Origin of the sequence: Lysobacter alkalisoli (assembly GCF_006547045.1) — a bacterium.
GTDB classification, from domain to species: Bacteria; Pseudomonadota; Gammaproteobacteria; order Xanthomonadales; family Xanthomonadaceae; genus Marilutibacter; species Marilutibacter alkalisoli.
In genome coordinates, this window is record NZ_CP041242.1 from 1,915,503 (window position 1) to 1,930,827 (window position 15,325).

16 protein-coding genes are annotated in these 15,325 nt (G+C 64.2%); 5 read left to right on the forward strand and 11 right to left on the reverse strand.

Features of this window, described 5'->3' with window-relative positions; translation table 11 throughout:
• Window positions 1-74: 74 nt before the first annotated feature.
• The 11 genes from FKV23_RS08250 to cmk form a co-directional block, all read right to left on the reverse strand.
• The gene (locus tag FKV23_RS08250) at window positions 75-428 is read right to left on the reverse strand and encodes a tRNA-binding protein (RefSeq protein WP_208543259.1); all 354 of its coding nucleotides are present in this window, start codon (window positions 426-428) and stop codon (window positions 75-77) included.
• Window positions 425-1,675: an NAD(P)/FAD-dependent oxidoreductase gene (locus FKV23_RS08255; protein ID WP_244244138.1), complete on the reverse strand. Its 1,251-nt coding sequence runs from the start codon at window positions 1,673-1,675 to the stop codon at window positions 425-427. The genes FKV23_RS08250 and FKV23_RS08255 overlap by 4 nt, the downstream gene beginning before the upstream one ends.
• Before the next feature lie 57 nt (window positions 1,676-1,732).
• Window positions 1,733-2,842, reverse strand: coding sequence for a class I SAM-dependent methyltransferase (locus tag FKV23_RS08260; protein ID WP_167285103.1), 1,110 nt, complete (start codon window positions 2,840-2,842; stop codon window positions 1,733-1,735).
• A 128-nt stretch (window positions 2,843-2,970) separates the two neighbouring features.
• The gene (gene galU, locus FKV23_RS08265) at window positions 2,971-3,885 is read right to left on the reverse strand and encodes a UTP--glucose-1-phosphate uridylyltransferase GalU (RefSeq protein WP_141623425.1); all 915 of its coding nucleotides are present in this window, start codon (window positions 3,883-3,885) and stop codon (window positions 2,971-2,973) included.
• Window positions 3,885-5,798, reverse strand: coding sequence for a polysaccharide biosynthesis protein (locus FKV23_RS08270; RefSeq protein WP_141623426.1), 1,914 nt, complete (start codon window positions 5,796-5,798; stop codon window positions 3,885-3,887). Before FKV23_RS08270 ends, galU begins: the two co-directional genes overlap by 1 nt.
• A gap of 3 nt (window positions 5,799-5,801) precedes the next feature.
• A complete protein-coding gene (locus tag FKV23_RS08275; RefSeq protein WP_141623427.1) occupies window positions 5,802-6,842 on the reverse strand; it encodes an MraY family glycosyltransferase in 1,041 nt (346 codons plus the stop codon).
• 7 nt (window positions 6,843-6,849) lie between these two features.
• Window positions 6,850-8,025 carry a lipopolysaccharide assembly protein LapB gene (lapB, locus tag FKV23_RS08280; protein WP_141625116.1) on the reverse strand — a complete coding sequence of 392 codons (1,176 nt, stop codon included), beginning with the start codon at window positions 8,023-8,025 and terminating at the stop codon, window positions 6,850-6,852.
• Entirely contained in the window at window positions 8,025-8,333 is a 309-nt protein-coding gene (locus tag FKV23_RS08285; RefSeq protein ID WP_141623428.1) for a lipopolysaccharide assembly protein LapA domain-containing protein, read from the reverse strand. Before FKV23_RS08285 ends, lapB begins: the two co-directional genes overlap by 1 nt.
• A gap of 114 nt (window positions 8,334-8,447) precedes the next feature.
• The gene (locus FKV23_RS08290; RefSeq protein ID WP_141623429.1) at window positions 8,448-8,753 is read right to left on the reverse strand and encodes an integration host factor subunit beta; all 306 of its coding nucleotides are present in this window, start codon (window positions 8,751-8,753) and stop codon (window positions 8,448-8,450) included.
• A gap of 173 nt (window positions 8,754-8,926) precedes the next feature.
• Window positions 8,927-10,615 carry a 30S ribosomal protein S1 gene (gene rpsA, locus FKV23_RS08295; protein ID WP_141623430.1) on the reverse strand — a complete coding sequence of 563 codons (1,689 nt, stop codon included), beginning with the start codon at window positions 10,613-10,615 and terminating at the stop codon, window positions 8,927-8,929.
• Window positions 10,616-10,884: 269 nt separating this feature from the next.
• The gene (cmk, locus tag FKV23_RS08300; RefSeq protein WP_141623431.1) at window positions 10,885-11,586 is read right to left on the reverse strand and encodes a (d)CMP kinase; all 702 of its coding nucleotides are present in this window, start codon (window positions 11,584-11,586) and stop codon (window positions 10,885-10,887) included.
• A gap of 135 nt (window positions 11,587-11,721) precedes the next feature.
• Here cmk and ykgO point away from each other — a divergent pair, with 135 nt between their 5' ends.
• From ykgO to FKV23_RS08325, 5 genes are all read left to right on the forward strand, one after another.
• On the forward strand, window positions 11,722-11,847 hold the full coding sequence (gene ykgO / locus FKV23_RS08305; RefSeq protein ID WP_005913193.1) for a type B 50S ribosomal protein L36: 126 nt from the start codon (window positions 11,722-11,724) through the stop codon (window positions 11,845-11,847).
• 168 nt (window positions 11,848-12,015) lie between these two features.
• Window positions 12,016-12,348, forward strand: a complete 333-nt coding sequence (locus FKV23_RS08310) for a hypothetical protein (protein ID WP_141623432.1) — start codon at window positions 12,016-12,018, stop codon at window positions 12,346-12,348.
• A 55-nt stretch (window positions 12,349-12,403) separates the two neighbouring features.
• Window positions 12,404-13,438, forward strand: a complete 1,035-nt coding sequence (locus tag FKV23_RS08315; protein WP_141623433.1) for an agmatine deiminase family protein — start codon at window positions 12,404-12,406, stop codon at window positions 13,436-13,438.
• A gap of 417 nt (window positions 13,439-13,855) precedes the next feature.
• The gene (locus FKV23_RS08320) at window positions 13,856-14,740 is read left to right on the forward strand and encodes a carbon-nitrogen hydrolase (RefSeq protein WP_141623434.1); all 885 of its coding nucleotides are present in this window, start codon (window positions 13,856-13,858) and stop codon (window positions 14,738-14,740) included.
• 3 nt (window positions 14,741-14,743) lie between these two features.
• The gene (locus FKV23_RS08325) at window positions 14,744-15,298 is read left to right on the forward strand and encodes a GNAT family N-acetyltransferase (protein ID WP_141623435.1); all 555 of its coding nucleotides are present in this window, start codon (window positions 14,744-14,746) and stop codon (window positions 15,296-15,298) included.
• Window positions 15,299-15,325 lie beyond the last annotated feature (27 nt).

Consider the following 15,325-nt stretch of genomic DNA (forward strand, 5'->3'; position numbering starts at 1 on the left):
CGAGCGTAAGCGGCAGCGCCCACACCTTCCTGAAGGTGGGGTCCCCCCTCACTCGGGACAAGAACCCAAGTTTCTCAAGCCATCCGCGTTCCGTTCGGCACCGGCCGCTCGACCGTGGTGACCACCACACCCTCATCGGTCGGGAAGCCCGTCAGCAGGAACTCCGACATGAACGGTCCAACCTGCTTGGGCGCGAAATTGATCACCCCGACAATCTGCCGGCCAACCAGGTCATCGGCTTCATAGAGTGCCCGGACCTGGGCACTGGTCTTGCGCATGCCGTGCGGACCGAAGTCCACCCACAACTTCCAGGCCGGCTTGCGCGCCTCGGGGAATTCCTCGACCTTGACCACGGTACCTGCGCACAGCGCCACCCGGGTGAAATCCTCCCATTCAATCGTCGGCATCGCCTTGGAGTCGTTGCTCATCGTCCGCCCAGCCTTTCCATCCAGTCTTTCCATGCATCCCGGGCCTCGGCCCACCAGTAGCTCAGTTGCGCGCCGATGAGGCCTGCCGGCTTCATTGCCGATACCAGCCCGTAGTCGGCGAACATCTTCCAACGCTCATCACCTTCGGCGATTGCGCTCGCCACCACTTCACCGGCATGCGTGGTCGGCGCCACGCCATGACCGCCGAAGGCCTGCGCCAACCATAATCCCTCGTCGATCCGGCCGATTTGCGGCATCTGGTGACGTGCGTAGCTCATCAGGCCGGACCAGGCATGGTCGATGCGGACTCCTCCAAGTTGCGGGAACACCTTCAACAGGTCGCGGTACAGCAGCCGTTTCACCGCTTCCGGAGGGCGGTCGAGGATCGAGACCCGTCCGCCCCAGAGCAGTCGGGTATCCGGCAGGGCCCGGTAGTAGTCGAACGCGAACCGGGTATCGTAAACCGCTGCATTTGTCCGCATCGCATCATCCAACCGATCGCCCAACGGCTCGGTGACCATCACGTAGGTCGCGATCGGCAGAACGCCAGCATCAACCCGCCCGACCAGACCGGCCAGGTAACCGCCGCAGGCAAGCACCACCGTCTCGGCCCGCACCTCGCCATCGGGCGTCCTGACCACCCACCCTGCCCCGTCTCTCGATAACCCGATCGCCGGACTCCGCTCATGGATGCGCACGCCGGATGAAGCAGCCACACGAGCGATGCCCTGAGCGTACTTCAGCGGGTGGAAATGGAAGGCATGCGGCTCGAACAATCCGGCGTGGTAGCGATCCGTCAACAACCGCTCGCGCAACCGCTCCCTTGTAAGCCACTGCCACTCGACTCCGTACGTCTCGGCCAGCAAGCGTTGCCGTTCCCGCAGTGGCTGTGGGTCGCGGAACCAGTTGGCCCAGATCACGCCACCATCAACGGCGTCGCAATCGATGGCATGTCGACGGATCCGCTCGCGAATCTGCCCGACAGCCGCGGTGGTGCCGGCATACAACTCGCGCGCCCGCTCCGGGCCGAGATCCCGCAACAGCGCGGCTTCGTCACGGGAATAGCCTCCAAACACGAACCCGCCATTGCGTCCGGACGCACCAAAGCCGATCTCCCGCGCATCGAGCAGGACGACATCGTCGACACCACGCTCGGCCAGACCCAGCCCTGTATTGAGACCGGCAAACCCGCCGCCAACGACGCAAACCCGAGCATCAGTGCGACCGGACAATACCGGCCGGGACACGGGCTCGCTCCCCAGGCTCGCCCGGTACCAGCTATCGGCAATGTCACCGAGCATTCGTCATGCGAGTGTCCTCGCAAGTTCGGATCGCGTCGCCTTGATGTGCATGGACGGATCAATCGGGAAATGTTTCATGGCCCCACCCATCCCGGCATGGCGAAGCACTGCGATCATGTTGGACGCAGGATACACGCCGCTGTCGATGGCCGCGTTGTCGGCATCGGCAACTTGATCGATGAATGCGCGATCGTCGCTGTTTTCAGGGTCGAAATTGAAGCCGACCCTTCTCTCCACGAAAGGCATCACGGCTCCGCCGTAGGTCAGGAACAATTCGAAATCAAAGTGCTTGACCAACTCACAGACAACATCCTGCGCTCTGATCCCTTCGTTGGAATACGCCGAATGATCGACAGAGATGTAGCGTCTCTTCCTTGCGGAAAAATAACGATCGAACTGTCGGTCAGGACTCAGTTTTTCCCAGACAGCCTGGACCCGCTCGCTCACGCTGGGCCACAAGGCATGGCCGTTGCGCCCGACCACGTCGCAAGTCAGGGCGGCTCCACCGGGTTCGAGGACCTGGCGAAGCATTGAGCAGAAGCCCTCCATGTTCTCGACATGGTGGAAGAACTGATTGACGATGATGATCTGGTGTCGCCCGACAACACTCGCTCCGACGCTGTTGCAGTCGGCCACCAGGAACCTGAAATTCCCGTTCAGCCCCCGCTCGGTAGCCGCTTTTTCGGCTCTCTCCTTCAGATGTCGGTTGAAGTCGATGCAGAGAATATTCGCATTCACCCCAACGGCCTTGAGCCGGGCCAGCAGATCAAGCTCCAGTGCCCCTGCGCCGGAACCGAAGCTGGCAATCGACACCTCGTCCGAACCGGAAGAGTCGGCCCATTTCCTGATTTCGCTGAAGTACAGCCCGTCCGGAGAGTCGTACCCGAACCTCGCCAGCAGCGGAGCTACATTGCGCCTGGACCAGTAGTGGAAGATTGGCGGCAAAGTCTCACCCTGATATTCCGGGACGACCCTGAAAGACACCTTTCCCGCAATCGAAGACAGCTTCCTGGAAAGGAAAGCCGGAGCATGCCTGTTGATGAAAGCCAATAGCTGCTTCGCAAGGTATCGATGCCTGTAGACGAAGCCGGGTACAACGCGATCAGTGGTCATAAATGGCAGCCCCCCCCTGTGCCATACGCCCATTAACCCGTCGACTTGAGACCGGTGTCGAAACAGGCCCCGTACTGGCCGCCCAGAATACTCCGCAAACCTTCTGCCGGGAAATATCCCGGGCGGCTTCAGGCGTTCTCGTGGACGCCCAACTCGTCCAGCGCGCTTTGCATCATCCGCGCAGCGGCTTCACTGAGTTTCTCGTGGTCCAGAGCGTAGCGGATCGTGGCCTCGATCAGGCCAAGATGGGTACCGCAATCGAAACGGGTGCCACGGAAGCGATAGGCGTTGACCGTCTCCTCGGCCAGGAGCGATGAAATCGCGTCGGTCAGCTGGATCTCGCCGCCGGCACCCGGCGCGGTGGACTCGAGCAGGCCGAAGATCCGAGGGGTGAGCACGTAGCGACCGACCACGGCCAGCGTGCTCGGCGCATCCTCGGGACGGGGCTTCTCGACCATCGCGCTTATCCGACCCTCGCGATCGGCGAAGTCGTCGGTGGCGACGATGCCGTAGCTGCCGGTCTGCTCGCGCGGGACGTTCTGCACGGCGATTGTGCTGGCCCCCGAGGCTTGGGCGGCGTCGGCCATCTGGCAAAGGGCGCCCGGGCCACGGTTCCAGATCAGGTCATCGGGCAACAGCACCGCGAACGGTTCGTTGCCGACGACGGCTTTTGCGCACAACACCGCATGGCCCAGCCCCTTGGCCTCCGTCTGGGTCACGAACACCGCCCGCACACCCTTTGGCAGCACGTGCCGGACCAGTTCGAGCTGTTCCTGCTTACCGGCCTTCTCAAGCTTCTGTTCGAGCTCGTAGGCCTTGTCGAAGTAGTCCGCCACCGCATGCTTGTAGCGGTTGGTGATGAACACCAGGGTGTCGCAACCAGCCTCGATGGCTTCGTCGACGGCGTACTGGATCAGCGGCCGGTCGATCACCGGCAGCATTTCCTTGGGAACGGTCTTGGTGGCCGGGAGAAAGCGGGTGCCGAGTCCCGCAACGGGAAAAACGGCCTTACGGATACGAGGGTACTTCTGTTCTTGGGACATCAAACCTTCCTGGCGCTGCGAGCGGGAAACGCGACCACCGTGTTCGAGCCGCCCGGCTCCGCTTCTGCGGCGCCTTCGGGCTGGAATTCGGGTACGGCCGTCCGCAACAGGGTAGCAAGCGCATCGCAATCGTACTTTGCGGACGCCGCCTGCAGGGCCTGGATTGCCGATTCGATCTCGCCCACGATCACGCTGCGCGGAGCGGCCTGCAGAATCTTCGGATGCCCCGTCGGGCGATATCGCTCGTCGGCGTGGAACAGCGTCTCGTGCAGCTTTTCGCCAGGACGCAGACCGGTGTAGACGATGGCGATGTCCCGTCCCGGCTGCTTGCCCGCCAGCCTGATCATCTGGTCGGCCAGCAGGCGTATCGGCACCGGTTCGCCCATGTCGAGGGTGTAGACCGCCTCATGGGTGCCGATTGCCGAAGCCTGCAGGATCAACTGGCAGGCCTCGGGAATGGTCATGAAGTAGCGGGTCACCTCGGGATCGGTGACGGTCACCGGCCCGCCCTTGCGGATCTGTTCGCGGAACAACGGCACCACGCTGCCGGCCGAATCGAGTACGTTGCCGAAGCGGACAGTAACGAACCGGGTCGAGCGCTCGCTGGCCAGAGACTGGCAGACCATTTCGGCCAGGCGCTTGGTCGCGCCAAGCACGTTGACCGGGTCCACTGCCTTGTCGGTCGAGATCAGCACGAAGGTGCCGACATCGGCCTCACGGCAGGCCTTCGCCACGGTCGTGGTCGACAGTACGTTGTTGCGCACCGCTTCGCGCAGCTGCCGCTCCAGCAGCGGCACCTGCTTGTAGGCGGCGGCATGGAAGACCGCCTCGGGTTCAGCCAGCCGCAGCGCATGCTCCATCACCGCGGGGTCGCCGCAGTCACCAAGGACCTGGATGTATTCGAGGTCCGGGAAGTCGCGCCTGAGTGCCGCCTCGGTAGTGGTCAGGGCCAGCTCGTCGATCTCGACCAGGGCAATGCGGCGGGCACCATGCCGGGCGCACTGGTGGCAGAGCTCGGAGCCGATCGAGCCACCGGCGCCGGTAACCAGGACCGAGCGGCCACCCAGCCAGTGGCGGATCGCCTTCCAGTCCGGCAGCACCGGCTTGCGGCCGAGCAGATCCTCGATCGCGACTTCCTTCAGCTCACCCGGCAGCGAGCGCCCCTCCAGCACATCGGCCAGGCGCGGCACCATCCGGAACGGCAGTCCGGTGCGCTCGCAGGCGATCACCACCCGCTGCATGGCGATGGCATCGGCCGACGGCATCGCGATCACCAGCAGTTTGGCCGCAGTTTCGCGGGCGATCTCGGCGACATCGCTGACCCGGCCCAGCACCGGCACGCCCTGCACCTTGGTGCCGCGCATGCGCACGGCATCGTCGAGGAAGCCCACCGGCTGGTAGGTACCGAAGCGGCGCAGGTCGCGGACCAGTGCCTCACCGGCATGGCCCGCGCCCAGGATCAGGATCCTCACCGAGGCCGCATTGGTACGCTCGCTCGCACTGTCCTTCCAGGCCCGGTACAACAGCCTCGGCGCGCCAAGCAAGGCCATCAGGCTGAGTGGATACAGGACCAGAACCGTGCGTGAAACCAGATCGAGACGGTTGTAAAGGAACAAACCCAGCGCAATGGTCAGCAGGCCCAATGCACAAGCCTTGAAGATGTTCCACAGGTCGGGAACGCTGGCAAACCGCCACAGACCGCGGTAGAGGCCGACCTGCCAGAACACCAGCCCCTGGGCCAGCAGCACCAACGCGATCTCGGTCGACCACAGCGGCATTTCCGGCGGATTCGGAAGAATACCGAAACGGAGCCGATGCAGCCCCTGCCAGACCAGCCACACCATCGCCAGGTCGTGCGTGACCACTGCTACGCGCGGTGTGATGGCGCTGAATCGATCCCGCCAGGAAGTCATGAGTTATCCGTTCTCCTTGTTGGACGGGTCGGCGCCATTTCCAGGTGCGCCCTGCGTTTCCCGCATGTTGCGCTGCAACCAGACCCATAAAATCGCCGCGGACATATACCACGCCAATATGGAAGAGGCGATGAAGGAAGGGGACCTGCCCAGGGCGCACCAAGCCAGCACCGCTCCTGCCACGGTGACACAGGCATACCCCAGCGTGACCGGAGCATGGCCGAGGCGTCGAGCACAGGCCTGGTAGGCGTGCTGGACGTGCGCGGTCCACCAGCGCTCGCCACGCAGCACTCGTCGGAACAGAGTCAGGCCTGCATCCACCAGGAACGGAGCCAATGGCAGCAGGATCAAGGTCGCATCCGGCCGGTCCGGCGCCAACGGGCGTTGCAGCATGAGCACGGCACACAGCGCGCCGATCGCGTACCCGATCGCACCACTGCCGACATCGCCCATGAATATCCGGGCGTTGGGGAAGTTGAAAGGGAAGAAGCCGGCCACCGCGGCCATCAGTGCCAACGCCACGAAACTCCAGGCCCCATCCAGCCACAGCATCAATACGGCCGCCAGCAGCAACGCCTGGCTCGCGGCAAGACCGTTGATCCCGTCCATGAAATTCCAGATGTTGGTCAACACCAGCGGCGCGATGAAGCCGATCACGACCAGCCAGCCCCCCGCTCCCATGACATGGAGCGCTGCCGCGAACATGGTGCTGGCGAGGATATGGACGAGCAGTCGCAATGCCGGCGACAACGGCCGGTGGTCATCGATCCAACCGACAGCCGCCACCAGCAGCAGGCCGGAGGCGAACACGGACAGCAGGGCACCCTCTCCTGCCTCCAACGGCGAACCCCAACCAGCCAGCAGCATGCCCCACGCGATCAGCATGGCCACGACGATGGCGGCACCGCCTCCGCGCGGCGTCGCCACCTGGTGGCTGCGACGCTCGCCCGGCTCGTCGAGCAGGCTGCGGGCGACCGCGTAGCGGCGCGCCAGCCAGGTGCCGGCCAGCCCGATCAGAAAAAAAAGTACTCCCCAGGAGGCCACGCCGGAGTCACACCACGGCGTAATTCAATAGCGGTTTCACCGAGCCCCACTCCTTGCAACTCGGACATTGCCAGTGATGGCTGCGTGCGCCGAAGCCGCATCGGCCGCAGCGATAGCTCGGGTTGCGGACCAGCAACTGGTCGGTGATGTGCTTGAGGTCATTCAGGGTCGCCAGCGGGTCGGCGCCCTCGGCCAAGGTCAGGTCGATCAGGGCCGCCTCGCCGCGCACCGATGGCCGGTCCTTGAGCTGCTGGGCCAGCCAGGCACGTGCCGCCGGCACGCCGTCCTGGGCTTCGATCATGTGGGTCAGCGCCAGCACCGGGGCGATGCCGCGGTAGTGTTCACACATCTCGGACAGGAATGCCCGCGCACCGGTGCTCTCGCCGGTGCGCTCGTAACAGGCCAACAGCGCAGGCAGCACTTCCGGCAGGTAATCCGGATCGCTGCGGGCAACGCGCTCGAAGGCTCGGATCGCCGCCGCATCGTTGCCGGCCTCGACCTCGATCCGGCCCTCGATCATTCCGGCCCTTACAGAATTGGCGTCGGCTTCGTAGGCACGGGCCACTGCGGCGCGAGCAGTAGCAGCATCACCGCTGGAAAGTTGGCGGTTTGCCAGCTCGCACTCGAACTGGGCGATCAGCTTGCCCATCGGCTCGCCAGTGGCGTCCTCGTAACGCCGGGCATTCTCGATCGCCTTGTCCCAATCGCGTTCGGATTGGTAAATGCCGATCAGATGGCGCAACGCCAGCGGCGCGCGATCGAGCGCGACCAGGTCGCTGAATACGGTTTCAGCGCGGTCGAGCAGGCCCGAACGCATGTAATCCTCGCCCAGTGCCAACAGCGCCTGCACCTTCTGCTGGTCACTGAGGCCGGGGCGCTGCACAAGCGCCTGATGGAGGCGGATCGCACGGTCGACCTCGCCGCGGCGGCGGAACAGATGCCCCAGCGCGACCTGGGTTTCGAAAGTGTCCTTGTCCAACTCGGCGATGTGCAGGAACAGCTCGATCGCCTTGTCCGGCTGCTCGTTGAGCAGGTAGTTCAGGCCACGGAAGTAAGTCGTCGACAGTCGGCTTACCTGGGTATCGCTATGGCGCTGACCGCCACGCCGACCGACCACCCAGCCACTGAGGGCTGCAATCGGCAGAAGCAGGAAGAACCAGAACCATTCGCTGACGAAATCCATCATCCGGTGTACCCGTCCTCGTGGCCGGCTTCGCCGCCAGAGAGCGTCGGTTCAACATGATGCCTGTCGGTCGCAAGCTGCTTTTCGGCGCGCGCCAGACGTTTGCGCAGCGGCAGTACGATGCCGGCGGTGATCGCCAGACCGCCAAGCAACACCCCTGCCAGCAGCGAGACCAGCAGGACCACACCCAGGGTCGTCCCCACCTGGGCAACTGCAAAGTCGACCGTGACCGGGCCACGGTTCAAGGCCCCGACGATGGCCCCCGCCATCAGGCAGGCAATGGCGATGAACAGGCGGATCAAGCGCATGTCGGCCTCTGTCGATCAACGGATACGGCGCCTAAGCTTAGCCGAGGTCCGTATGGGTTCAGAAGAAGATGGCGTGAAGGCACGCGGGCAATGCACGCATATGGGTGCCCGCACTCAGCTGGCGTTGTCGCCGGTCGGTATCACGTCGCTTACGCGTTCACGCAGTTCCTTGCCGGGCTTGAAGTGCGGGACGTGCTTGCCGGGAAGTGCCACCGACTCACCGGTCTTGGGGTTGCGCCCCATCCGCGGCGGCCTGTAATGCAGCGAGAAACTGCCGAAGCCGCGGACCTCGATCCGATCGCCATTGGCCAGCGAACCGCTCATCATCTCCAGAAGCGCTTTTACCGCCAGGTCGACATCGTCGCCTTTCAGGTGGGCCTGGCGCTGGGACAGGATCTCGATCAGTTCGGATTTGGTCATGGACAATACGGCCACTCGCATTTGACTGCCGGAAGAGACGGACACCGGATTCCCCGAGCGGGCACCCCTACCCAGCCTACACCTTGGAAAAACAAGGCGGCCCGGCCAATGACCGGGCCGCCTTGGGTACAGCCTTGCTGCAGTGCCCCGGGAGGTTCCCGGGGCACTGCGGATCACTCGGACTTGTTGCCCAGCTGTTCGCGCAGCAGCGCACCCAGCTTGGTGGTGCCGCTGGCGGCGTCGGCATTGGAACGGTTGTAGTCGGCCACGGCCTCCTGCATCTCCGCTGCATCCTTAGCCTTGATCGACAGCTGCATCACGCGGCCCTTGCGATCCATGCCGATGAAGCGCGCCTCGATCGGATCGCCGACCTTGAGGTGCTTGCCGGCGTCGTCGACGCGCTCGGCGGCGATGTCGCGGGCGGCGATATAGCCTTCCACGCCATCGGCCAGCTCGATCACGGCGCCCTTGGCGTCGACTTCCTTCACGGTGCCCGAAAGCATCGAGCCCTTGGCGTTGGATGCCATGAACTGGCCCAGCGGATCCTGCTCAAGCTGCTTCAGGCCGAGGCTGATGCGCTCGCGCTCCGGGTCGACCGCCAGCACGACGGCTTCCAGGGTGTCGCCCTTCTTGAAGTTGCGGACCACGTCCTCGCCGGTGGTGTTCCAGCTGATGTCGGACAGGTGGACCAGGCCGTCGATGCCGCCGTCCAGGCCGATGAAGATGCCGAAGTCGGTGATCGACTTGATCTGGCCCTCGACCTTGTCGCCCTTCTTGTGGATGACGGCGAAGGTCTCCCACGGGTTGTTGCTGACCTGCTTCATGCCCAGCGAGATGCGGCGACGCTCCTCGTCGACGTCCAGGACCATGACCTCGACCTCGTCGCCGACCTGCACCATCTTCGACGGGTTGACGTTCTTGTTGGTCCAGTCCATCTCGGACACGTGCACCAGGCCCTCGACGCCCGGCTCGATCTCGACGAACGCGCCGTAATCGGTGACGTTGGAGACCTTGCCGAACACGCGGGTCTGCGACGGGTAACGGCGGGCGATGTTGTCCCACGGATCCTCGCCCAGCTGCTTGAGGCCCAGGCTGACGCGGTTGCGCTCGCGGTCGTACTTGAGCACGCGCACTTCCAGCTCCTGGCCGACTTCCACCACCTCGGACGGATGGCGCACGCGCTTCCAGGCCATGTCGGTGATGTGCAGCAGGCCGTCGATGCCGCCGAGGTCGACGAATGCACCGTAATCGGTGAGGTTCTTGACGACGCCCTTCAGGACGGCGCCCTCGACCAGCTTCTCCATCAGCTGCTCGCGCTCGACGCTGTACTCGCTCTCGACCACCGCGCGGCGGGAGACGACGATGTTGTTGCGCTTGCGGTCCAGCTTGATGAGCTTGAACTCCAGCTCCTTGCCTTCCAGGTACGCGGAGTCGCGGACCGGACGGACGTCGACCAGCGAGCCCGGCAGGAAGCCGCGCACGTCCTTGATGTCGACAGTGAAGCCGCCCTTGACCTTGCCGCTGATGCGGCCGGTGATGGTCTCGTTGTTCTCGAGCGCCTGCTCGAGCTCGTCCCACACCATCGCGCGCTTGGCCTTCTCGCGCGACAGCACGGTTTCGCCGAAGCCGTTCTCGATCGAGTCGAGGGCGACCTTGACCTCGTCGCCTTCGGCAACGTCGATCTCGCCGGCGTCGTTACGGAACTGTTCGATCGGCACGATGCCTTCGGACTTGAGGCCGGCATTGATCACGACCACGTCGCCACGGACCTCGACGACGGTACCGGTGACGATGGCGCCGGGCTTCAGCTTCGCCAGGTTCTGCTGGCTCTGCTCGAACAGTTCTGCAAATGATTCGGTCATTGTTGGATACTCGGTTGAACACACGGGTCGGATGCGTGCCGGCTTGATGACAAGCTCGCGGAGGCACTCGGATGCGTCCGGCCCACTCTTTTCAAGATATGGCGTGGTGTTGCTGCGCCATGTGTTGGATGGATGGATCCGCCATGGACTTCAGTGGCGAAGCCCGCGACGGGGTTTTTCTGCTTCGGGATGTTCCAAGGAACCGACCGGGAACCCATCTTCCTGCGGACTTCCCGTTGAAGGAGGAAGGAAACAGGCGCAATCTGAGGTTACGGATTCACGATTTCCAGCACCCGCTCGACGACGTCTTCGATGCCAACACCGGTGGTATCGATGTGGACGGCGTCTTCGGCCGGCCTCAACGGCGCCACCGCGCGCTGGGCGTCGCGGGCGTCACGGGCGAGAATCTCCCTTAGCAGACCATCCAATGTAACCGAAACCCCCTTGTCATTCAACTGCTTATAGCGTCTCTGCGCCCGCTCCTCGGCGCTGGCCGTCAAAAACACCTTGAACCGGGCGTCAGGGAAGATCACCGTTCCCATATCGCGCCCGTCCGCGACCAGGCCCGGTAGCTGGCGGAAACGGCGCTGACGATCCTTCAGCGCGGCCCTGACCTCGGGGATCGCGGCGATCGCCGAAGCCGCGGCGCCAGCGGTTTCGGTACGCAACTCGTCGGTGGCATCGGTGCCGTTGACCAGCACCCGCAGTTCGCCCCGCCCATCGTCCCGGAAGCCGACCTCGGTATCAAAGGTGCAGCGCACCAGCGCGCCATGATCGTCCAGGTCCAGGTCGGCCCAGCCGGCGGCCACGCCGACGGCACGGTACAGCGCACCGGAATCCAGGTAGTGCCAGCCCAGGCGCTGGGCGACCAGGCGGCTGATGGTGCCCTTGCCGGAACCGGAGGGACCGTCGATGGCAAGGACCGGAGCAGAGAAATCAGGAGCGGCGGAGGGCCGGGGGTCGGTATTCATGCGGCCATTATGAACGGGAGCGGCGCGCAGATGGGGAGCCGGAACCCCGAGCGAGATAACGGCTTGATCTTCCTGGAAATAGCCCGCTATAATCGGCGGCTTCGTTCATTCCACACCAATTGCCGAGGCTCTGTCATGAAGGTCCTGTCCTCCCTGAAGTCGGCGAAGACCCGTCACCGCGACTGCAAAGTCGTCCGCCGTCGCGGCAAGGTCTTCGTGATCTGCAAGTCGAACCCGCGTTTCAAGGCGCGCCAGCGCTGATCGCCAGCTCGACCGGCAGGTTGTAGACCAGAGGCCGCCGCGAGGCGGCCTTTCTGTTGCAGCCGTTCGAAGCGGCAGGCCCTGCTTTTGCCATTCCGTGACGCGATTGCTGCTGAACCGGGACTGTCTGTGCCTACAATCGCGCATCCCAAGCAAGGCGATACCACGATGAAGCACTTCCGCACCTCCCTGCTCGTCCTTCCTTTGCTGTTGACCCTGGCAGGTGTCGCATCGGCCGACACCCTGCTGATCGAGCGCGTGCAGAACACCGCCACCGCCAACCTGCCGACCCGCGGCATGACCATGGCGCAGGTGGAAGCGAAGTTTGGCGCGCCGTCGCAACGCATGGATCCGCGGGGCGGACAGAAAAGACAGTGGCCGACCATCAACCGCTGGGTCTATCCGGAGTTCACTGTCTACTTCGAGAAGAGCCGGGTCATCAACAGCGTGGTCCACCAGGCCAGCGCGGACGAGATTGGCCCGAAGACACCGATAAACTGATGCCGGGATTCAGGGAAGAAACCCAGGCTTCGTTCCTGCTGGAGCAGCCTTCCTGATGTCTTCCGGATTGCGTTTTCCGGCGGAGTGGGAACCCCAGTCCGCCATTCTTATCGCCTGGCCGCATGCCGGTACCGACTGGGCCGAGCGCCTCGGAGAGGTCGAGGAAACCTATATCGCGCTGGTTGCGGCGATCACCCGCTTCCAGCCGGTGGTGATCTGCGTGGCCGACGCGGACGTGGAGACCTACGCCGAGATGCGCCTGCGCTCCAATCGCGTCGACATGGAGCGCGTCCGCTTCGTCGAGGTGGGCTATGACGACACCTGGCTGCGCGATTCCGGCCCGGTGACTCTTGTGTCCGGGGCCGGGCATCTCAAGCTGCTGGACTTTCGCTTCACCGGCTGGGGCGGCAAGTTCGAGGCCAGCCGTGATGACGCCTTGGTCAGCGAGCTTGAAAAGCTTAAGTTATTTGTCAACAGCAGCCATCAAGTCATTGATTTTTCGCTTGAAGGAGGCGCCATCGAGACCGACGGTGATGGCACCTTGCTGACCACCTGGCAATGCCTGCACGAACGCCATCCTGAGGCCAATCGCGATGAGTTGAGCAGAAAGCTGGCGACCTGGTTGAACCAGGATCGCGTGCTCTGGCTCGACCACGGCTATCTGGAAGGCGACGACACCGACGCCCATGTCGACACCCTCGCCCGCTTTGCCGGCCCGGATGCGATCGTCTATCAGGCCTGCGACGACGAAACCGACAGCCACTTCGACGAACTCAAGGCGATGGGCGAGGAACTGGCCGCGCTGCGCACGAAGGACGGCAAGCCCTACCGCCTGTTTCCGTTGCCGTGGGCGCGGCCGGTGATCGATGATGGGCGCCGCCTTGCTGCCAGCTACGCCAACTTCCTGATCATCAACGGCGCGGTGCTGATGCCGGCCTATGGAGATCCTGCCGACGACAAGGCCGCCGCCGTACTGGCCGAGGCATTCACTGATCGCGAGATCGTGCAGGTCCCGTGCCGGCCGCTGATCTGGCAGAACGGCAGCCTGCACTGCATCACGATGCAATTGCCGCACGGACTTCTGGGCTGACGCCTGAAGTCCCCCAAAGTTTGGTTCTTCGCCCAATCGAGGGTAAAGCGCCGGGGCTGTTGGATGACCGGGGCGCCGGGGGCGAAGGCCCTTGGATGCGAATGCCCCCGGCACCGGCCAGGGCCGGCGCCTCCTCCTTGATTTCGCACCCAAGGGCCTTCGCCCCCGGCGTTCCGACATGACTGATGGTCCTGAAAGCAGACTCCCGGGGAGCGCCAGATAGCGGCGAAAACCGGCGATCGAACGCAAGCGGAGCGTCCACACCTTCGCTGAAGGCGAGCTCCCCCTCACTTGGGAGAAGAACCCGAAGTTGGCTGCGCAGACTTCGGGCCCTGATTCCGCTCTTCCAATCCCCATTCGTGACTCCGACACGAATCGCCCCCTACCAAGGGGGCTACTCCACTCTACAATCACACCATGAACACCCGAACCCTGCCTGTTGCCCTGATCCAGGAAAAGAACCACGGCGGCACCGAGGAAAACCTCGCCGTCATCGAGCAACGCGTGGGCGAAGCGGCAGCGGGCGGCGCAAAGCTGGTGCTGCTGCAGGAACTGCACAACGGCCCGTATTTCTGCCAGCACGAATCGGTCGACGAATTCGACCTCGCCGAGACCATTCCCGGCCCGAGCACCGAGCGCCTTGGCCGGCTGGCGAAACAGCATGGCGTGGTACTGGTGAGCTCGCTGTTCGAGAAGCGCGCAGCCGGGCTGTACCACAACACCGCGGTGGTGTTCGACGCCGACGGCTCGATCGCCGGCAAGTACCGCAAGATGCACATCCCGGACGATCCGGGTTTCTACGAGAAGTTCTACTTCACGCCCGGCGACATCGGATTCGAGCCGATCGACACCTCGGTGGGCCGTCTCGGCGTGCTGGTGTGCTGGGACCAGTGGTACCCGGAAGGCGCGCGGTTGATGGCCTTGGCCGGCGCCGAACTGCTGCTGTACCCGACCGCGATTGGCTGGGACCCGGACGACGCGCAGGACGAGAAGACCCGCCAGCGTGATGCCTGGATCCTGAGTCACCGCGGCCACGCGGTCGCCAACGGCTTGCCGGTACTGAGTTGCAACCGGGTCGGCCATGAGCCCTCCCCGCTCGGGGCGTCAGGCATCGACTTCTGGGGCAACAGCCACGTGCTCGGCCCGCAGGGCGAATTCCTCGCCGAGGCCGGCGGCGAACCGACGATCCTGATGGCCGAGGTCGACATGCAGCGCAGCGAGCACGTGCGCCGGATCTGGCCGTTCCTGCGCGACCGCCGCATCGACGCCTACGGCGACCTGCTCAAGCGCTATCGCGACTGAGCCATGACGGCCGGAATGGTGCTGCGTGCCGCCGCCGTCGCCGATATCCCGGCGATCACCATGCTGTATGCAGATGAAGTCCGCCACGGTTTCGCCACCTACGAATACGACGTGCCCGACGCCGCCGAAATGCAGCGCCGTTGGGAACACCTGGCCCGGCATCGTTTTCCGTACCTCGTCGCCGAGTTCGACGGGAGCTTCGCCGGCTATGCCTATGCCAGCCCGTACCGGGGCCGCATTGGCTATCAATGGACAGTCGAGAACACCGTCTACGTGCACCCGGACTTCCAGGGGCGCGGCATCGGACATGCGCTGATGCAGCGGCTGATCGACGACTGCACCGCACTCGGCTTCCGGCAGATGGTTTCGGTGATTGGCGACGCCAGCAATGCTGCATCGATGACACTGCATGAACGGCTGGGCTTTCGCGTCGTCGGCGTATTCCACGGGCTTGGTCGCAAGCACGGCCGATGGCTGGATACCGTGCAGATGCAGAGAGCGCTGGGTGATGGCGATACCAGCGCTCCGCCCGGTCCTGCGCTGGACTGGCCGGACTGACCGCCTCCACGGAACCGACGAACGGTC